Below are 19,418 nucleotides of genomic sequence, written 5' to 3'. Positions count from 1 at the left end.
CGGGAAATCGAGGCAATGATTAACGTGAAAATGCTGCAGTGCAAACAAAATCGACGCCGGTTTAAACCGATTTAAATCAATTATCCGGCCAACACTCGCACGCATTCGTTCGAACGGACGGAACAATGGCGACAATTTCGATCCTGGATGCGATCTTCCCAACCAAGCAGGGATCTCACCACTGCCGGCGCGTCAAAGAAAATGCCCGGCGCGAGGCGCCNGGCATCGTTGGTTTCGGATCCGAATGAATTACGACTTCGGGAACCAGGAATACTTCCCGTCGTCCTTCTTCTTCCATTCGTACATAATGTAGCCTGGCAGCTTCGGGTCGCCCTTGGCGTCATAGGCGAGATCGCCCAGAACGGAAGGGAACGGCCCGTTTTCATGCATCGCCTTGGCGACGGCCTGCGGATCGTTCGTCTTGGCGGCGGCGGCCGCCTCGGCGACCACCTGCACGGCGGCATACGCGTAGAGCGTGTAGGCTTCCGGCTCGAAACCCTGCGCGCGGAACTTCTCGACGAGTTCCTTGTTGGCCGGGATCAGCCGCGGGTCGGGGCCGAACGTGTTGAGCGTGCCGGCGACAGCGTCGCCCGCGATGGCGGCGAGTTCGTCCGTCACAATGCCGTCACCCGACATCATCGGCGCCTTGAGGCCCTGGTCCGCGGACTGACGGATGATCAGGCCGGCTTCGGTGTGCAGGCCACCCCAGTAGATCAGGGTGACGCCGGCTTCCTTCATCTTGGCGATCAGCGCGGAGAAGTCCTTGTCGCCGACATTGACGCCTTCATACATCACTTCCTTGACGCCCGCGGCGTTCATCGCCTTCTTGGTTTCGTCCGCGAGGCCCTGGCCGTAAGGGGTCTTGTCATGGATCACGGCGACTTTGGCATCCTTGAAGTTCGCGGCGATATAGGCGCCGGCGATGCTGCCCTGCTGGTCGTCGCGTCCGCAGGTACGGAACACATTCCACAGGCCGCGCTCGGTGAACTTCGGGTTGGTCGCGGCCGGCGTGATTTCGACGATATTGTTTTCAGCATAGACTTCGGAGGCCGGGATCGACACGCCCGAGTTGAAGTGTCCGATCACAAACTTGACGCCGTCGCCGACGAACTTGTTGGCGACCGAGATGCCCTGCTTCGGATCGGAGACGTCGTCGCCGACTTCAAGCTTGATCTGCTCGCCATTGATACCGCCCTTGGCGTTGATATCGGCGACCGCCGCTTCGGCGCCCTTCTGCAGCTGTGCGCCGAAGGCCGCGTTCGGACCGGTGATCGGCCCGGCGACCGCGAACATTACATCAGCCCACGCGTTGCCGCCGAACGCGACGAGCGCGGTCAGGGCTACGGCGGACAAAAGTGACTTTTTCATTTAAACGCTCCCATTAACGGAGTGGGCGTGGATGAAGCTTTCATGCGATGCCCACCCTTATCGCAGAAAGCATAGTTTGCCGATTTTCAGGCACTTGTCACGCCGATTCATCCCTGACGCGGCGTTAATGATGAACATCAATCTTTCGGTTTCCAGCTCAAGATGGAAGCTCTTTCATAGAGCCAATTATACTGTGTGACCATCTGGTTGGTTCGTGTGTATTGATAGCCGACGAAGCCCAGTATCATCAGCACGATGGTATCGACGATATAGTAATGCAGCGAGAACATCGTGCCGTTGAACAGCGCATGATGGATGAAACGGATACCGATGCCGAGGCCGAGCATATAGGCGAACAGCTGGATGAAGCTGCGCCATGTCTGGGCACTGGCCTTGCCGGTCATCCAGGCCGCCCAGCCGCCGAGCAGGCAGGTGACGAAGAAAAACTGCCAGATCGACGGTTCCTCGTAGAGAATGCCTTGCATGGGAAGTCTCCTGAACTCAGTGATGTCCGCCTTCAAGATAGGCGGCGCGCACTTCCGGATTGGCGAGCAGTTCCTTGCCGGTGCCACTCATCGTCACATTGCCATTGACCATGACATAGCCGCGCGTGGCGAGCTTGAGCGCGCCGAACGCGTTCTGCTCGACCAGGAACACGGTCAGCCCTTGGGTGCGGTTCAATTCGCGGATGGCATCGAAAATCTGCTTGACGATCAGCGGCGCCAGACCCAGCGACGGCTCGTCGAGCAGAAGCAGTTTCGGCCGCGCCATCAGTGCGCGTCCGATCGACAGCATCTGCTGTTCGCCGCCCGACAAGGTCCCGCCACGCTGGGCGATGCGCTCCTTCAGTCTGGGGAACAGCGTGAACACCTTCTCGACGTCCTCGCCATAGTATTTGAGGTTGTCGAGGCTGGCGCCCATCTGCAGGTTTTCCATTACCGTCATGCGCGGGAAGATGCGCCGGCCCTCGGGTGACTGTGCGATGCGCATGCGTGCGATTTCGTGCGTCGGCAACTGGGTAATATCGGCTCCGGCGAAGGTGATGGTGCCCGTGCGGGCCCGCGGAGCCCCGAAGATGGTCATCATCAGCGTCGACTTGCCGGCGCCGTTGGCGCCGATCAGCGCCACGATTTCACCTTGCTTGACGGTGACGTTGACACCGTTCAGCGCGCGGATGTTGCCGTAATAGGTCTCCACGCCCTTGATATCGAGCAGCGTTGTCGCGGCCATCACTTGCCCCCTCCGCGCTTGCCCTGGACGGGCTTGCCTGTGCCCGCGGCCTTGCCGGAAGCATGACTGGTCGCCACCTTGCCCGCATCGACGCGGCGCGAGAATTGCGTATCCTTGCCCTGACCGAGCAGCTTCGCCTGCTTGACCCATTCCTCGCGCGCGATGCGTCCGTCAAAGGCGAGATAGGCCTCGACCGCCTCGACATCGGCCTTCTTCCAGGCGCCGATCTGGTCGAAGTGGAAGATGCCGTGTTCGTTGAGCTTCTTCTCGTTGACCGTCCCGATGCCCTTGATGCGGGTCAGATTGTCGGCCTTGCCGCCACGGGGGGCAGCGAGCCGGTTCGAAACGCCTTCGGCCTTCGCGGCAGGTGTCTTGGCGGCCGTTTTCCTTGGTGCCGCTTTCTTCGGCGCGGGCTTGGCTGGCGCCGGTGCGACAGGCCTGCTTGCCACGGTGGCGGCGCGGGCGTCGATCTGTGCTGCCTTGGAAGCGCCCTTCGACACGGTCACCCGCTCGCCTTCGCTATGGCCGACGGTGTCGCTCACCGGCCCGGCAAGATACGACGACGACGTCCCCGGGCCATGCGCCGAGTCGGGACCGATATCGAGCTGTTCGATGACGTCCTCGTCACCGACTTCGGTGAGCGCGGTCTCGACCTCCTCGTCGTCGACGCCGAGATAGGCGGCGATGACGCGCGGGTCGGTGCGCACCGACTGCGGATTGCCGTCGGAGATCTTGCGGCCATATTCGAGCACCACGACGTGGTCGGAAATCTGCATGACCACCGACATGTCGTGCTCGATCAGCAGGATCGAGGTGCCGGTCGTGTGCTTGATGTCCATCAGCAGTTCGTTCAGCGCCGCCGATTCCTTCGGGTTGAGGCCGGCCGCCGGTTCGTCGAGGCAAAGAAGCTCAGGACCGGTGCACATGGCGCGTGCGATCTCGAGCCGCCGCTGCGCGCCGTAGGGCAAGTCGCCGGCCGGATCGTCGGCGCGATCGACGAGGTCGGCCTTTTCCAGCCAGTGCTTGGCAAGCTCCACCGATTCGGCCGAGGCCTTGCGGTAGCCGCTGAAGCCGAACAGGCCCAGGATCGTATAGCCCGAAGCCTTCATCAGCTTGTTATGCTGGGCGACGAGCAAGTTCTCCAGCAGCGTCATCCCCGAGAACAGGCGGATGTTCTGGAAGGTCCGCGCCACCTTGGCGCGCGCCGGGATCTCATGGTTGGGCAGCCGTTCCAGCAAGTAGCTGGAACCATCGGCCCGGTTGAGCGTGATCATGCCCTCCGACGGTTTGTAAAAGCCGGTGATGCAGTTGAACACGGTGGTCTTGCCGGCGCCGTTGGGGCCGATCAGCGCCGTGATTTCGCCGCGCCTGGCGGTGAAGGACAGGTCGCCGATGGCGACCAGGCCGCCGAACTTCATCGACAGATGATCGACCTGCAGGATGGCATCGTTCATTTGCGTGGTCGCATTCATCAGCCGTGGCCCTCCTTGGTGAAGGAGCCTGAGACAGCTCTTCGTTCCTTGAGGACGGCTGTCGGTTCACGGCTGCCGACGAAGCCGCGCGGCTTCCACAGCATGACGATGACCATGGCCATGCCGAACAGAAGCATGCGGTAGAGTTCCGGTGTGAAATCGGGCCCGAAGACCTGCTTGAGGAAGTCGAGTTCGCGCAGCGCCTCGGTGCCGCCGATCATTACCATCGCGGCGACGGCGATGCCGACCAGCGAGCCCATGCCGCCGAGCACGACGATGGCGAGGATAATGGCCGATTCCAGGAAGACGAAGGATTCGGGGCTGACGAAACCTTGCCGCGCGGCGAAGAACGAACCGGCGAAGCCGCCGAACATGGCACCGGTGGCAAAGGCCGTCAGCTTGGTGGTGGTGGTGTTGATACCGAGCGAGCGGCAGGCGATCTCATCCTCACGCAAGGCTTCCCAGGCGCGGCCGACCGGCAGGCGCCGCAGCCGGATGGTGACGAAGGCGGTTAGCAGGCAGAGCCCAAGGATCAGGTAGTAGAGGAAGATCTTGTAGTAGGCGCTGGACGTGGCGATGTTCAGCACCTTGGCGATGTAATTCGGGTCCGACACGTTGAACGACATCAAGCCGAAGAAGCTGACCTTGGGAATGCCGGAGATGCCGGCCGACCCATTGGTGACCTCGCGCCAGTTGATCAGCACGAGGCGGATGATCTCGCCGAAGGCGAGCGTCACGATCGCCAGATAGTCGCCGCGCAGGCGCAGCACGGGAAAGCCGAGCAGCACCCCCCAGAGCGCGGCCATGGCGCCCGCGGCCGGCAACAGTATCCAGAACGACAGGCCGAAATGCGTGGCGAGAAGCGCATAGGCATAGGCGCCAAGCGCATAAAAAGCGACGTAGCCGAGATCGAGCAGACCGGCGAGGCCGACGACGATGTTCAGTCCCCAGGCCAGCATCACATAGATCAGGATCTGGATGCCGAAATTATCGACCCATTTCAACGAACCCTGCAGCCCGGTGGTGACCGACCAGGCGTTGAGTGACAGCACCGCGACGACGAGGATCGGGTACAGCACCAATGCCGAGATGCCCAATTTGGTGAAGTTGGCATGGATGAAGGCGCGGAAGTAATAGATCACGCAGGCCAGCACATAGATGACCGCCAGGGCGCGCAGGAATTGCAGGTAGCCGGCCGGTTCTGCCCCAACCCATCCGGCGAGAGAGCTGTTGAACACGAACAGCAGCACCATGGCGACGACCGCTCCGATGAAGGTCGGCAGGGTGAAGAAGCGGGATGCCACACTTGCCGGCATGAGCCCGGTGGCGACATCGGCGATCTTCTGGTTAGCCATGAAGGGCTGGCCGTAGGCGACATAGAGGAAACGCCCGACGGCCGTGGCGATCACCACCGCGGCAAGCAGGCCCCAGCGCTGCACCACGACCAGTTCGTTGGAAATGTTCTGGTCGGTCCTGAGGCCGATGAACAGCACGAACAGGCCAAGCGCTATCGCGCCGGCATAGAAGGCCTCGCGCAGCGCGCGCTGCATGGGGCTGGCGACGAGGTCGCGCTCTGGAGATACGGTCACGGCCATGGTCTCAGACCTTTTCGACTTCTGGCCGGCCCAAGATGCCGGAAGGCAGGAAGATCAGCACGATCGCCAGGATCGAGAAGGCGGCGACGTCCTTGTAGTCGATCGAGAAATAGGCCGACCACATGCTCTCGATGAAGCCGATGAGGAGGCCGCCCAGCACGGCACCTGGCAATGAGCCGATGCCGCCAAGAACCGCCGCCGTGAAAGCTTTTACCCCGGGCGTAAAGCCGTCCGAGAAGGCGATGACGCCGTAATACATCAGGAACAGCGTGCCGGCGACGGCGGCAAGGGCTGCGCCCATGATGAAGGTGATCGAGATGGTGCGATCGACGTCGATGCCGAGCAGTGCGGCCATCTTGCGGTCCTGCTCGCAGGCGCGTTGCGCCCGGCCGAGCGAGGTCTTGTTGACCAAGTACCAGAACAGCGCCAGCAGCAAAGCGGTGACGATGACGATGATGATCTGCTTCAGCGACACGCTGACGCCGTTGATGTTGTAGACCTGGCTGACCATCGGCGGGATCGGCTTGTTGCGCGGGCCTTGCGTCACCTGGACGAAGTTCGACAGCGCGATCGACATGCCGATGGCGGTGATCAGCGGCGCCAGCCGGAACGAACCGCGCAGTGGCCGGTAGGCCACCTTCTCGATCGTCCAGTTGTAGAGGCTGGTGAGCAGCATCGCCACGATCATCATGACCAGCAGCGCGATGACCACGGGCACCGAATAAAACAGCGCGCCGAGGATGAGGAAGACGATCAGTGCCGTGAAGGCGCCCACCATGAAGATGTCGCCATGGGCGAAATTGATCATGCCGATGATGCCGTAGACCATCGTGTAGCCGATTGCGATCAGCCCATAGATCGATCCCAGCGTCAGCCCATTGATAAGCTGCTGGACAAAATACTGCATGTGTACATGGCTCCCCTGGAATGTCGCCCATGCAGACGCATTCCTTTTCGTATTTCCCCTAGTCGTAAAGTTTCGAGCCCGGATTGCAACGTGATTTTTTTGACCGCTCCGCGTGGTTCCAAGTCACGTCTTCCCGATCGCCCGTTTTTCGCACCCAGCCCCTGGACTATCGCGGACCCTATCATTGGCATAACGCAATGTCTTTGACGATTGCGCCGCATCATGCGCTCCGTTTCGAAGAAATCACCGTCAAGATTAGGTGATGAGAAGAATCGTTGCGTTCCTGACATGGTTCGTTTTTTCGTCACACTCCTTTCCGCAAGGTCAGGATTCTCCTACTTGACCACGAAACCATGCGCGAACGGGTCGCGGTCGTCGATGAAGATGGTGTTCAGTCCGGTCATGCGCGCCCAGCCGCCGATCGAGGGGATGATCGCCGGCTTGCCAGCCACGGTGACCTCTTTTTCGACCTTGCCCTTGAACAGCGAGCCGATGATCGATTCATGGACGAAGGCGTCGCCCGCCCTAAGCTTGCCCTTGGCATGAAGCTGCGCCATGCGCGCCGATGTGCCGGTGCCGCAGGGCGAGCGATCGATCGCCTTGTCGCCGTAGAAAACAGCATTGCGGGCATCGGCGCCCTCGACCGTCGGCTTGCCGGTCCACAGCATGTGCGACAACCCGGCGATGCCGGGGTTCTCCGGATGCACGAAGGAATACTTCTCGTTGAGCCGCTGCCGCACCACCGGGCTCCAGGCGATGAAGTCGCCGGCGGAATAGTCTGCCATGTCGCGATAGTTCGCCTGCGGTTCGACGATGGCATAGAAATTGCCGCCATAGGCGACATCGACCGTTATTTCACCCAGCCCTGGACATTCGACTGTCAGCCCTTCGGCATGGAGGAAGGACGGCACATTGGTGATGCGCACCTCCTCGACATACTCGCCGACCTGCTTGTATTCGGCGATGACCAGGCCGGCCGGCGTGTCGAGCCTGAGCACGCCCGGCGTCTTCGGCTTGATCAAGCCGTGCTCGATGGCCATCGTCACCGTGCCGATGGTGCCGTGGCCGCACATGGGCAAGCAACCGGACGTCTCGATGAACAGGATGGCGATGTCGCAATCCTCGCGTGTCGGCGGATAGAGGATCGAGCCGGACATCACGTCATGGCCGCGCGGCTCGAACATCAGGCCGGTGCGGATCCAGTCGTATTCGGCGAGGAAATGCGCGCGCCGTTCCATCATCGTCGAGCCCTGCAGCAGCGGCCCGCCGCCGGCGACCAGCCGCACCGGGTTGCCGCAGGTGTGGCCGTCGATGCAGAAGAAGGATTTCTTGGCCATGTCGCTCCTCAAGATCAAAACCGTTGTGGGCTGAAGGGGGCCAGATCAACGGACGAAGTCTGCCCCAGAACGAATTCCCTGATCAACCGCCCGGTTGCCGCGGCCTGGGTCAGGCCGAGATGGCCGTGACCGAAGGCGTAGATCACCGACCGGCTTCGCGTCGCTTTGCCGATGACGGGCACCGAGTCCGGCAGCGAGGGCCGGAACCCCATCCATTCGCGTCCGCCCGAGGGATCGAGCCCCGGAAGGAATTTCTGCGCCTTCTGCAGGAGCGCTTTCGACCTGTTGAAATTGGGTGGTCGCTCGATGCCGCCGAGCTCCACGGCACCGCCGACGCGCAGGCCCGTTTCGAGCGGGGTGATGACGAAGCCATGACCGGAAAAGATCAGCTGCCGCGTCACGTCGAAAGCGCTCGTCGGCAGCGTCGTGTTGTAGCCGCGCTCGGTCTCCAGCAGAATGCGATCGCCGAGTTGCCGCGCCAGCAGGTGCGACCAGGCGCCCGCGGCAATGACGATGTGCCTGGCATGTCTTGTCGAGCCATCGGCCAGCGTCAGCGTCGCACCATCCTGATTCGCGGCGACGCTGTCGATGCGGGCCATCTCGAAGCGGGCGCCTTTGGACTGCGCGTAAGCCCACACCGCCTTGCCGAGCAGTTTTGGATCGGCGACCGTCTTCCATCCCGGCACGAAGGTGCCCTTGACGAAGCGCGGTGACAACCCAGGCTGCAAGCCCGCGAGGTCTTCACCTTCTACATGGCGGAAGCCGATGCCGAAGCGCTCGCGCGCCGCCCAGCCCGACAGTGAGGCGCGGAACTCGGCTTCGCTTTCGTAGAGCTCGAGCGAACCGTCCTCGCGCAGCATCGGCCGCGTGCCGGACCGATCGAGCAGATCCATCCATTCGGCCTCGGCAAGCTTCATCATGCCGGCCTGGGCCGTCAGGCTCGCCTCGTATTTCCCCGGCGCGCCGGCGCGCCAGAACCGGATCAGCCAGGGCAGCAGCTTGGGCAGGTAGGCGGGCGGGATGCTGAGCGGGCCGAGTGGATCGGCGAGCCATTTCGGCAGCTGCCTGATCATACCCTTGTGCGCCAGCGGCAGCACATCGGAAAAAGCAAAGGCGGCGGCGTTGCCCGAGCTCGTCTCCTCGCAGATGCCGGTGCGGTCGAAGACCGTGACATCCAGCCCGGCCTCGGCGAGGAAGGCAGCCGCGCAAATACCGATGATGCCGCCACCGACGATGGCAATGTCTTTCCCTTCTCCCCGTTCACGGTTAGAAGGCGCCCGAAGGGCGGGGCGGCGCCCCGCTTCTGTCGATTTGGTACTTCCTGTCACGTGGGCGCTGCCCTTCACCTGGCTGCCGGCATCTTCTCCTTAGAATTGCGGCAGCGTTGGCCGTACCGCCAGTGCATCCCTGACGATCTTCTCGACGGTCTTGCGGCGTTCGCCCGACAGTGGCATGCGCGGCATGCGGACGCGATCGTTGGTGTTGATGGCGAACACTTCGGCAAGCTTGATGTTCTGCACCAGATAGGTCGAGACATCGAGGTCGAGCAGCGGCCGGAACCAGCGGTAGATGGCGAGCGCCTCTTCGCGGCGGCCGTGCTTCATCAGCTGGTAGATGGCGACGGTCTCGCGCGGGAAGGCGGTGACCAGGCCGGCCACCCAGCCTATGGCGCCGACCGACAGCGCCTCGAAGGCGAGATTGTCGACGCCGGTGAACAGGTCGTAGCGACTGCCCAGGCGGTTGATGATCTCGGTCGAGCGGCGGATGTCGTCGGAAGATTCCTTGATGGCGACGAAGCGCTTGTCCGATGCCAGCTCCTCCATCTGGTCGACGGTGACGTCGACGCGATAGGCGAGCCGGTTGGAATAGATCATGACCGGCAAGTCGCCGGCCTCGGCCACGGCGCGCAGGGCCGCCACGGTCTCTTCCGCGTTGGTGTGGTAGATCGGGCTCGGTACCACCATCAGTCCGTTGGCGCCTTCCTTGGCGGCGCGCCTGGCGATGCTGGCCGCCTCCCGAGTGCCGGCCTCGTTGACCGTCAGCAGCACCGGCTTCTTGCCTGCGACCTTCTGCGCGGTCTTCAGCACCTCGATCTTCTCGTCAGGCGACAGCATCGGCCCTTCGCCGAGCGAGCCGCAGACGATGATGCCGTCGCAGCCGGCCTCCATCTGCAAGCTGAAGCAACGCTCCATTTCGGCGTGGTCGAGCCGGTCGTCGGCGGTGAATTTGGTCGTGACGGCGGGGAAAACTCCGGTCCACATGGCTATTTCTCCATCTGATATATCAGCCGTATATCTGTTAGGAAAGTCGCTGTCAATGCGGAATCCGTTATGATATATTCTAGATATATCAGGAGACCGGCTTTGATATCCATGGAAGCAACCACCCTGTCGGAGCCTGCGGCGATCAAGGCTTACCGTGTCCTTGAGCACATGGTCGTCACGCTCGAACTGGCCCCGGCGAGTTTTGTCACCGAGGGTTCCTTGATCGAGCGGCTGGCGCTCGGCCGCACGCCGGTGCGCGAGGCGATCCAGCGGCTGGCCTGGGAAGGGCTGCTCGACGTCAGGCCCCGCGCCGGCATCGCGATCGCGCCGCTGCATCCGGGCGACTGGCTGCGTGTACTCGATGCCCGCCGCGGCGTCGAGGTGGTGCTCGCACGATCAGCCGCCCGTTTCGTCACCCGCGAGGCCGCCGACCTGTTTCACGAGGCGGCGCTCGCCATGCAGAAGGCAGTCATCTCGGGCAATGTGCTCGCCTTCATCCAGGCCGACAAGGCGCTCGACGAGGCGCTGGCGCTGGCTGCCGACAACCCGTTCGCCGCCCGGCTGGCCGCCCCCCTGCAGACCCACAGCCGCCGCTTCTGGTTCCGCTACAAGGCGGACACCGGGCTGGCGGAATCCGCCGAGCACCATGTCGCGTTGATCCGCTCGATCCTGGACGGCGACGAGGAAGGCGCCGCAAAGGACGCCAAGAAACTGATGGCGCTGCTGCGCGGCCATGCCGAAGTGGCCGCGACGCGCTAACTGCAAAAATAATTCAGGCGCCCGGCAAGGCCGCCTTGATCGTTGGGCTGTCCCAGCCCTCGCCGACCGACAGGATGCAACTCTGGCCCTTCGTGTCGGAAGCCAGAACCGTCCAGCTGCCTTGATCGGAAACGAACACTTCGAGGACCACATTGGGATTGATCAGGCCGCGCCCGGCTTCGCTTTCGTGGAAGTTCTCACCGAGCGCTTTCACGATATCGGCGCGTGCCGCGCATTGCCCGGCCGCATTTGCCTGAGCAGCGCCGGTGCACATCGCCATCGCCGCAACGAACAGTGTCGCCGTAAGACGTCGTGTCATCTGACACCTCCTTGCGCCGGACGATGCAATGCCACCGGCCCGCCGTGCGGCGCCCTGGTTGTCTGCCGCGCCTCCTCCACGGCAGGATTGCAGCCCTAAGTCCCGCGAGCCCCCGCCGGTTCCATCACATTAGCGTTTGCAAAGACAAAAGGCCTAAGTCCGGGGACTTAGGCCTTGAGTAAAATCGCGTCTTCTCGTCCGGTCGGTTCATCGTCCGGATGACGAACTCGGCGCCATCCTTGATGCCTGCCCGCGCGCCCGGAGCGAGGACGCGCAGACGAAGAAAACGTCCGGTCAGTTCATCGTCGGGATGACGAATTCGGCGCCATCCTTGATGCCGGACGGCCAACGCGAGGTCACCGTCTTGGTCTTGGTATAGAAGCGGAACGCGTCCGGGCCATGCTGGTTGAGGTCGCCGAAGGAAGACGCCTTCCAGCCGCCGAAGGTGTAGTAGGCGATCGGCACCGGGATCGGCACGTTGACGCCGACCATGCCAACCTGGACACGGCTGGCGAAGTCACGCGCCGCGTCGCCGTCGCGGGTGAAGATGGCGACGCCATTGCCCATCTCGTGATCGTTGGCGAGCTTGATGGCGTTCTCATAGGTCGGCGCGCGCACCACCGAGAGCACCGGTCCAAAGATCTCTTCCTTGTAGATGCGCATGTCCGCCGTCACGTTGTCGAACAGGCAACCGCCCATATAGTAGCCGTCCTCATAGCCCTGCATCTTGAAGCCGCGGCCGTCGACGACGAGCTTGGCGCCTTCCTTGACACCGGTATCGACATAACCCTTGACGCGCTCCAGCGCCTGGGCGGTGACCAGCGGGCCGAAATCGGCGGCCGAGTCCGTCGACGGTCCGACCTTCAGGCTCTCGACGCGCGGGATCAGCTTTTCCATCAACCGGTTGGCGGTGTCGTTGCCGACCGGCACGGCCACCGAGATCGCCATGCAGCGCTCGCCGGCCGAGCCGTAACCGGCGCCGATCAGCGCGTCGACGGTCTGGTCCATGTCGGCGTCGGGCATGATGATCATGTGGTTCTTGGCGCCGCCGAAGCACTGCACGCGCTTGCCGGCCGCCGTGCCGCGCGAATAGATGTAGTGGGCGATCGGCGTCGAGCCGACAAAGCCGATGGCCTTGATGTCGGGATCGTCGAGGATAGCGTCGACGACATCCTTGTCGCCGTTGACGACGTTGAGGATGCCAGCCGGCAGGCCGGCCTCGATGAACAGCTCGGCAATGCGCATCGGCACGCCCGGATCACGCTCCGAAGGCTTCAGGATGAAGGCGTTGCCACAGGCGATCGCCGGTGCGATCTTCCAAAGCGGGATCATCGCCGGGAAATTGAACGGCGTGATGCCGGCGACGACGCCGAGCGGCTGGCGCATTGAATAGACGTCGATGCCGGGGCCGGCGCCGTCGGTGAACTCACCCTTCATCATATGCGGCGCGCCGATGCAGACCTCTACGACTTCGAGGCCGCGCTGGATGTCGCCCTTGGCGTCGGCGATGGTCTTGCCATGTTCGCGCGCCAGGATCTCGGCCAGTTCGTCATAGTCGCGGGCGACCAGTTCGAGGAATTTCATCAGCACGCGCACGCGGCGCTGCGGATTGGTCGCCGCCCATTTGGGCTGCGCGGCCTTGGCATTCTCGACCGCCGCGCGCAGCTCCGCCTGCGAGGCCAGCGCCACCGTGCCGCGCACTGTGCCGTCCATCGGCTGCATGACGTCCTGCTTGCGGCCGCTGGTGCCGGCGACACGCTTGCCGCCGATGAAATGACCGTAATCGATCATGATTTCTCTCCCTTTGTTTGTGATGCCGTATTGTCCGCCTTTGCGGCGGCGAAGGCAACGCGACGGAGAACGCAACCGTTGTGCGGGAAATAGATAACAAACGAGACCTGTGCATCAATTGCCGCAAATGGTAAGGTGTGCTGGACATCACTGCATGGTTATATTGGATTCTGTGGACCTCGCCGTTGACGATTGCCCGCCGGAGCATCCCCATGAACTGGGATGACGTCCGCATCTTCCTCGCCGTGGCGCGTGCCGGCCAGATTCTTGGCGCCGCGCGCCGGCTGGAGCTCAACCATGCCACCGTCTCGCGCCGCATCGCGGCCCTTGAGGAAGCACTGAGGACGAAACTCTTTCGCCGGCTGACCACCGGCAGCGAGCTGACGCCGGCCGGCGAGCGCTTCCTCGATATCGCCGAGCGCATGGAAGGCGACATGATCGCCGCGCGCTCGACCATATCAGGCGAAGGAGATGACGTGTCCGGCACCGTGCGCATCGGCGCACCCGACGGCTTCGGCGTCGCCTTCCTGGCCAAGCGGCTGGGCGAACTCACCGCCCTTCACCGCGAACTCACCATCCAGCTCGTGCCGGTGCCGCGCTCCTTCTCGCTGTCGCGGCGCGAAGCCGATATCGCGATCACCGTCGAACGGCCGACCGAAGGCCGGCTGGTGGCGGGAAAATTGGTCGACTATTCGCTCGGCCTGTTCGCCTCCCGCGCCTACGCCGAAGCCCATGGCTTGCCCCAAACCGCCGCCGAACTCGGCCAGCACACACTGATCGGCTATGTGCCGGATCTCATCGTCAGCCCTTCGCTCGACTATGCCGCAGAATTCAGCGCGGACTGGCGCACCAGCTTCGCCATCTCCTCGGCACTCGGCCAGGCCGAAGCCGTACGCTCGGGCGCCGGCATCGGCATCCTGCACACCTTCGTCGCCCGCTCGATGCCGGAGTTGGTGGCCGTCGATGTCGTCGCGCCTATCCGCCGCGCCTACTGGCTGGTCTATCACGAATCGGTCAGGCCGCTGCGCCGCGTCCAGATCGTCGCCAGCTTCATCATCAAGGCGGTGGAGCGCGAGCGGGGCCTCTTCCTTTAGAAACGCCGTCACGGCAAAACAGCCAGGTTTCCACACGCCGCCTTTTCCTTGCCACAAAACCGCACAGTGTGGCATCACCGGTCGCCGGCCATGGGGGTGTGGGGTGGGAAAATCTTTCAGAAAGCTGGCGCGGATAGACATGCGAGCCGTTCTTGCCATCCCGCCGCTGCTGTTCGTCTCCGCATGCGCCAACCCATGGACAAAAGTGCCGGAAGCCGAATTGCCCAAACCGATCCGCTACGTCATGGCGCGCCCCTCGCCTTTCGTCATCGGCAATTACTGCGGTCCCGGCACCCGCACCGGCGATCTGTCGGCCCGGCCGGTCGACCGCCTCGACGCCGTTTGCCGAACCCATGACGCCTGCTACATCGCCCGCCGCAACCATTGCGACTGCGATGGCGCCCTGGTTGCCTCGGCGAGCGTAATCCGCGACGACAAGACGGCGCCCCGCAAGATGCGCAGCGAGGCGGAACTGCTGATTGCCACCTTCACCATCCCTGTCTGCAAGGTTTTTCCGCAAGGTTTCATGCCGCCGCGCGACCCGGCGCAGTTGAGCGCCATGAAGGCCGGAGCCGCCGGGTGAACGTCCGCACGGCCGTCATCCTCGTCCTGTTCGGACTGGCCGCCCTTGCCGGCTGTGCCGACGCAGGCGGCAATGCCTGCGACCTCCTGGCGGGACAGGAGGCTTGCGCGCGGCCCTCGCTGTCGGCCAGCACGCCCGGGGCACAGGTCGCGGCGGCGCAGTTTTTCGGAGATACCGGCGACAGCGACTACGAACGACGGTTCCTGACGCTGCTTGCCAACAACCAGCTCGGTGCCATGGACCGTGCCAACGGCACCGGCCCCTTCGGCCGCAACCGACGCGATGTTCAGAGCCGCGATTTCCAGGCGACGTATTCGAGGCTCCGGCAACTGGCCGGACCGATCGCCAAGGCGCATCTGCCGCCGGCCGGCATAGGCAGCGGCGACGGCCATTTCGACGGCCGCTGGCGGGTGTCGCGGCAGACGCTCTACATCGATGCGGCGGCGCGGCCGTCGGCGACCAAGACCTTCGATTTCTCCGGCCTGCAGGCGCGCAGCACCGAGATCGTCGTGCGCCAGGTGGGCAAGCAGCCGGCCGACATTGAGGGCACTTGCGACGGTGCATTGGCGATCCGCGCCGCGGGAACCTCACGGATCATTGCCGCCGGCGCGGCATTCGGCTTTCGCCTGTCGGGCGAGGACGACACGGTCAGCCTGTTTCCGGGTGACAGCCTGAACCGGTGCACGGCAAGGATCCGCTCCAGCCTTGCGCCCACCGGCGCGCTCCTCACCATCCGGCGCGAAGAGACCGCCGATCCGGCGCTCGCCAGCTTGGACAGCCGCTACCAGCGCTGCCCGGTCCCCAGCGGCGCCGACATCGACGCCCTCGAGCGCGCTTTCTATGCCAGCCGCTGGCTGTCGCAGACCTGCGCCATGCCGATCGGCGAGCCCAGGCTGCTGCGCAAGTCGCGCGACGGCTTCAACGCCAAGGTCGAGGCGCTGATGGGCGCGCCGCTGTCCGATGCGACAATAGACAAGGGTGACCCCGAACTGCCGCTCGATTTCTCGAAGGCGCCAACGCTGAAGCTGATCTATCTGTCCTCGCTCGAGTTCAAGGCGGACTTTTCCGGCCGTATCATCGAACGATTGATCCGCCATCATGCAGCGCTTGGCTCCAAGGTGCGCATCATGATCACCGACGTGCTGGAACGCGACAAGGACGACGCCATGCTGCACCGCCTGGCGGCCGAATTCCCCAATGTCGAGCTGCAGGAATATCGCTGGCAGGCGGACCACGGCGCGCCGATCGACGAGCAGATTTCACAATTGCACAAGGTCCATCATATCAAGATGCTGGCGACGCTGGCGCAGGACCCCGCGCGTTCGCGCGTCATCATCGGCGGCCGCAACATCCATGACGGCTTCCTGTTCCACCAGCCCATCGACCTGTCGCGCTATCCGGACCTCGAGCAATATGGCAAGACCGACGGATTTTCGCTGAACTACTATTCGAACTGGAGCGACTTCGACATCGAGTTCGCCGACCGGGCGACGGTCGAGACGCTGGCCGCGCATCTGTCGACGATATGGCTGCGCGACGCCGACACCAACCTGGCGCGCCCCTTCTCTGTCCCGGTCCACGAAGATGGTCACCCCCAAGGCAATGCCCGGCATTTCATCTCGGTGCCCTATGAGGATGATCATGCGCTGGAGGCCTATTTCGTCGAGCTTGTCGATGCCGCCCAGCACCGTATCCAGATCGTCAACCCTTACCTCAATTTGACCCCCAGCCTCGCCGAGGCCTTTGACCGGGCACTCGCCCGCGGCGTCAGGATCGACATTGTCGGCCGCATCGACCTCAAGGGTGACATCGGCGGCAAGTTCCTTACCGCGCTGAACAAGCTGTTCGTCGAAAAATATGGCGACCGCATCGACATCCGCGAGTTCAAGGCGCCTGACGTGGTGCTGCATTCCAAGATCATGATGATCGACGAAAGGCTGGTCGCCATTTCCTCGGTCAACCTCAACAACCGCAGCTTCTTCCACGATTCGGAGAACGGCATGATGGTGCTCGACCCCGCCTTCTACGCCAGGATGAAGCCGGTCTACGACGACTATCTCGCCCACTCGAACCCGGTTTCCACCAAGGTGACGATCCCGTGGGCCTACCGGCTGCTGTTCGACGAGGCGTGGGTCAGGCAGGCGTTCTGATGCATGTCGCCCAAAAGTGGCTCCGGTTTTGGGGCAACGACATGCATCAAAGCAAAGAACAAAGCGCGTCGGCCAGACGCGCGGGCAGCTATTTCAGATAGCGCTCCTGCGCCAGGGCACGCACGTCGATGTCGGGTACCCGGTTCGACATGATGTCGGCCAGCACCTTGGCCGAGCCGCAGGCCATGGTCCAGCCGAGCGTGCCATGGCCGGTGTTGAGAAAGAGGTTCGACAGTTCGGTGCGGCCGATCAGCGGCGGTCCGTCCGGCGTCATCGGCCGCAGCCCGCACCAGAACGTCGCCTCGCGCGTGGCGCCGGCGCCGGGAAAGAGATCGCCGACCGAGTGTTCGAGGGTTCGGCGCCGCGATTCGTGCAGCCTGAGATCGAAGCCGGAAATCTCGGCCGTGCCGCCGACGCGGATGCGGTCGCCGAGCCGGGTGATTGCGACCTTGTAGGTTTCGTCCATCACCGTCGACACCGGTGCGGCGGCGGCGTCCTTGATCGGCACGGTGATCGAATAGCCCTTGACCGGATAGACCGGGATCGGCCGCTTCATCCGCCGCATGAGGCCCGCCGAGTAGCTGCCCAGCGCCATCACATAGGCATCGGCGGTCTTGAAACCCTTGCTCGTGCTGAGATTGGCGACGCGGTTGCGGCTGCGGATGACACGCCAGATCGTCACGTCGTATTCGAACTTGACGCCGCGCGCCACGCAGAGCTCGGTCAGCCTGTCGGTGAACATCTTGCAGTCGCCGGTCTCGTCATGCGGCAGCCTCAACCCGCCGACGAACTTGTCGCGCACACCGGCCAGCGCCGGCTCGGCCGCGATACAGCCGTTCGGATCGAGGATCTCATAGGGCACGCCATATTTCTTCAGCACCTCGACATCGCCTGACGTGCCGTCGAGCTGCTTTTGCGTGCGAAACAGCTGCAGCGTGCCCTGGGTCCGCTCGTCATAGGCAATGCCCGTTGCTTCGCGTAGCGCCTTCAGCGTGTCGCGACTGTATTCCGCCAGCGGCACCATGCGCGATTTGTTGATGGCGTAGCGCTCGGCGGTGCAGTTGCGCAGCATCTTGACCAGCCAGGTCCACATATGCGGGTCGAAGGCCGGCCGCACCACCAGCGGGCCATGCTTCATCAAAAGCCACTTGATCGCCTTGAGCGGAATGCCGGGGCCGGCCCAGGGCGAAGCATAGCCGGGCGAAATCTCGCCGGCATTGGCAAAGCTGGTCTCCAGCGCCGGGCCTTTCTGGCGGTCGATCACCGTCACCTCATGGCCAGCCTCGGCGAGATAATAGGCTGTGGTCACCCCGATGACGCCACTGCCCAACACCATGATCTTCATTCATTCACTCCTTACGCCATGTCCTTCATGCCGATGGACACGGCCGCACTGCGATTTGCACACGGTCGCCGGCGAATATCGATTCCGATCGTCGCGACCTTGCGCCATGGCTTTCACGCCGCCGATGGACCGGGGTCGTCATCTCTCTCTGTCTGCCGCATTCCTGCCGTCCCGCCAAGAGGCCGGATGGAAGCGTCGGCGCTGTACACGAGGGTCAGTCCGTGCGGCCGCGGTCCGCCAGCGGCGGCTCTTTCCCGGGCTGCCCGCCGCGCGGCTTCCGGCTGATAGAGCACCGCCTTGATCCGGATCGATTCGCGCCTGCCGTCGGGATGCTCGAGCGAAGCCGTCTGGCCTTGCGCCATGCCAAGCATGCACAACCCGCGCCTGGTTGTCACCGACAGGCTGGAGCCGACTGGTTCACGCATTTCGCTCTGCACCAGGGTGCGCGTCTCGGCCACACCGGCATCGACGCAAAACACCGCCCGGCTGTTCAGCGTCACGATATCGGCTTCGATCGAGTCGATGGGCACGACGCCGGCATTGGAAAGCTTTTCTTCGATCATCCGGCCCATCGGATCCGCGAAGGCCCGTCGGCGCTCAAGCATCACTTCCAGGACGGCGAAATCCTTCGTCGTCAGCCGGCAGTTTCCGTTTTTCATCACCGCCTCCACGATCAGTACTCGCCGCCGCCGACGGGCGTATCGACGGCCTCCACGGTCACCGACAGTTTGCGGCCGCCTCGACCGCTCCAGCACACCACCTGCCCGATGCTAGCGCCGACCAGCGCCGTTCCCATCGGCGTCAGCACCGAGATCCGGTTTTCGGCAATATCGGCGTCGCCTGGATAGACCAGCGTGATGTGCTTGATATCACCGCTTTCGCCGCGAACCGTGACCGTCGATCCCATTCGCACTACGTCGGCCGGCATTGCCTCCGCTTCCGTGATCACCGCCCGGTCCAACTCCGCGAGCAACTCTTCAGCCGTCTCGGGCGCGCGGTCGAGCACGGTGCTCGCCAGACCGGTCAACCTGTCGTGGTCGGTGTCGCTGATCAGAATTTGGGCGGATGGACGCAGTCCCGTTGCATGTTGCATGGCAAACCTCATGGATCGGCGCATCGGACAGATGCGCGCTTGCCGCCGCGCTGACGGCGGCCTGATGAAAGCCGGCAGCCGCGGAAAGCGATGCGGCTTGATGGCGATGGG

At 63.4% G+C, this 19,418-nt stretch carries 18 protein-coding genes; 4 read left to right on the top strand and 14 right to left on the bottom strand.

All coding sequences use genetic code 11. The features are described from left to right. Positions 1–249: 249 nt before the first annotated feature. The 9 genes from M653_RS0101835 to M653_RS0101795 form a co-directional block, all read right to left on the bottom strand. A complete protein-coding gene (locus M653_RS0101835) occupies positions 250–1,368 on the bottom strand; it encodes a branched-chain amino acid ABC transporter substrate-binding protein (RefSeq protein WP_027141750.1) in 1,119 nt (372 codons plus the stop codon). Between the two features lie 137 nt (positions 1,369–1,505). Continuing rightward, entirely contained in the window at positions 1,506–1,853 is a 348-nt protein-coding gene (locus M653_RS0101830; RefSeq protein ID WP_027141749.1) for a DUF6867 family protein, read from the bottom strand. Between the two features lie 16 nt (positions 1,854–1,869). Next, positions 1,870–2,598, bottom strand: a complete 729-nt coding sequence (locus tag M653_RS0101825; protein ID WP_027141748.1) for an ABC transporter ATP-binding protein — start codon at positions 2,596–2,598, stop codon at positions 1,870–1,872. Then, a complete protein-coding gene (locus tag M653_RS0101820) occupies positions 2,598–4,070 on the bottom strand; it encodes an ATP-binding cassette domain-containing protein (RefSeq protein WP_027141747.1) in 1,473 nt (490 codons plus the stop codon). The genes M653_RS0101825 and M653_RS0101820 overlap by 1 nt, the downstream gene beginning before the upstream one ends. Further along, positions 4,070–5,665, bottom strand: coding sequence for a high-affinity branched-chain amino acid ABC transporter permease LivM (gene livM, locus M653_RS0101815; RefSeq protein ID WP_027141746.1), 1,596 nt, complete (start codon positions 5,663–5,665; stop codon positions 4,070–4,072). Before livM ends, M653_RS0101820 begins: the two co-directional genes overlap by 1 nt. Positions 5,666–5,669: 4 nt before the next feature. Next, the gene (locus tag M653_RS0101810) at positions 5,670–6,572 is read right to left on the bottom strand and encodes a branched-chain amino acid ABC transporter permease (RefSeq protein WP_015315217.1); all 903 of its coding nucleotides are present in this window, start codon (positions 6,570–6,572) and stop codon (positions 5,670–5,672) included. A gap of 335 nt (positions 6,573–6,907) precedes the next feature. Next, positions 6,908–7,909 carry a 4-hydroxyproline epimerase gene (locus tag M653_RS0101805; RefSeq protein ID WP_027141745.1) on the bottom strand — a complete coding sequence of 334 codons (1,002 nt, stop codon included), beginning with the start codon at positions 7,907–7,909 and terminating at the stop codon, positions 6,908–6,910. Between the two features lie 14 nt (positions 7,910–7,923). Beyond that, positions 7,924–9,237 (bottom strand): FAD-binding oxidoreductase, encoded by a 1,314-nt coding sequence (locus M653_RS0101800; protein WP_198028680.1) that lies wholly within the window; start codon positions 9,235–9,237, stop codon positions 7,924–7,926. A 39-nt stretch (positions 9,238–9,276) separates the two neighbouring features. After that, the gene (locus tag M653_RS0101795; RefSeq protein ID WP_027141743.1) at positions 9,277–10,170 is read right to left on the bottom strand and encodes a dihydrodipicolinate synthase family protein; all 894 of its coding nucleotides are present in this window, start codon (positions 10,168–10,170) and stop codon (positions 9,277–9,279) included. Between the two features lie 111 nt (positions 10,171–10,281). On the opposite strand from M653_RS0101795, the gene M653_RS0101790 reads away from it, so the two are divergent. Continuing rightward, positions 10,282–10,932, top strand: coding sequence for a GntR family transcriptional regulator (locus M653_RS0101790; protein ID WP_032934915.1), 651 nt, complete (start codon positions 10,282–10,284; stop codon positions 10,930–10,932). Positions 10,933–10,945: 13 nt separating this feature from the next. Here M653_RS0101790 and M653_RS0101785 read toward each other — a convergent pair whose 3' ends face one another. Further along, a complete protein-coding gene (locus tag M653_RS0101785; RefSeq protein ID WP_027141741.1) occupies positions 10,946–11,251 on the bottom strand; it encodes a hypothetical protein in 306 nt (101 codons plus the stop codon). Between the two features lie 294 nt (positions 11,252–11,545). Beyond that, positions 11,546–13,042 carry a CoA-acylating methylmalonate-semialdehyde dehydrogenase gene (locus M653_RS0101780; protein ID WP_027141740.1) on the bottom strand — a complete coding sequence of 499 codons (1,497 nt, stop codon included), beginning with the start codon at positions 13,040–13,042 and terminating at the stop codon, positions 11,546–11,548. 212 nt (positions 13,043–13,254) lie between these two features. Here M653_RS0101780 and M653_RS0101775 point away from each other — a divergent pair, with 212 nt between their 5' ends. The 3 genes from M653_RS0101775 (at position 13,255) to M653_RS0101765 (ending at position 16,869) form a co-directional block, all read left to right on the top strand. Next, positions 13,255–14,136, top strand: coding sequence for a LysR family transcriptional regulator (locus M653_RS0101775; RefSeq protein WP_027141739.1), 882 nt, complete (start codon positions 13,255–13,257; stop codon positions 14,134–14,136). 139 nt (positions 14,137–14,275) lie between these two features. Next, positions 14,276–14,719 carry a hypothetical protein gene (locus tag M653_RS0101770; protein WP_027141738.1) on the top strand — a complete coding sequence of 148 codons (444 nt, stop codon included), beginning with the start codon at positions 14,276–14,278 and terminating at the stop codon, positions 14,717–14,719. Further along, on the top strand, positions 14,716–16,869 hold the full coding sequence (locus M653_RS0101765) for a phosphatidylserine/phosphatidylglycerophosphate/cardiolipin synthase family protein (RefSeq protein ID WP_027141737.1): 2,154 nt from the start codon (positions 14,716–14,718) through the stop codon (positions 16,867–16,869). The genes M653_RS0101770 and M653_RS0101765 overlap by 4 nt, the downstream gene beginning before the upstream one ends. Positions 16,870–16,957: 88 nt before the next feature. On the opposite strand, the gene M653_RS0101760 is transcribed toward M653_RS0101765, so the two are convergent. From M653_RS0101760 to rnk, 3 genes are all read right to left on the bottom strand, one after another. Next, positions 16,958–18,214, bottom strand: coding sequence for a D-amino acid dehydrogenase (locus tag M653_RS0101760; RefSeq protein WP_027141736.1), 1,257 nt, complete (start codon positions 18,212–18,214; stop codon positions 16,958–16,960). Between the two features lie 113 nt (positions 18,215–18,327). Then, positions 18,328–18,873, bottom strand: a complete 546-nt coding sequence (locus tag M653_RS0101755; protein ID WP_027141735.1) for a GreA/GreB family elongation factor — start codon at positions 18,871–18,873, stop codon at positions 18,328–18,330. A gap of 14 nt (positions 18,874–18,887) precedes the next feature. Beyond that, a complete protein-coding gene (rnk, locus tag M653_RS0101750) occupies positions 18,888–19,307 on the bottom strand; it encodes a nucleoside diphosphate kinase regulator (protein ID WP_027141734.1) in 420 nt (139 codons plus the stop codon). Between the last annotated feature and the right edge of the window lie 111 nt (positions 19,308–19,418).

This window comes from Mesorhizobium sp. WSM3626 (genome assembly GCF_000513935.1).
Classification (GTDB): domain Bacteria; phylum Pseudomonadota; class Alphaproteobacteria; order Rhizobiales; family Rhizobiaceae; genus Mesorhizobium; species Mesorhizobium salmacidum.
Note: the sequence above shows the minus strand (reverse complement) of the source record. Positions and strands in the feature narration are given on the sequence as shown.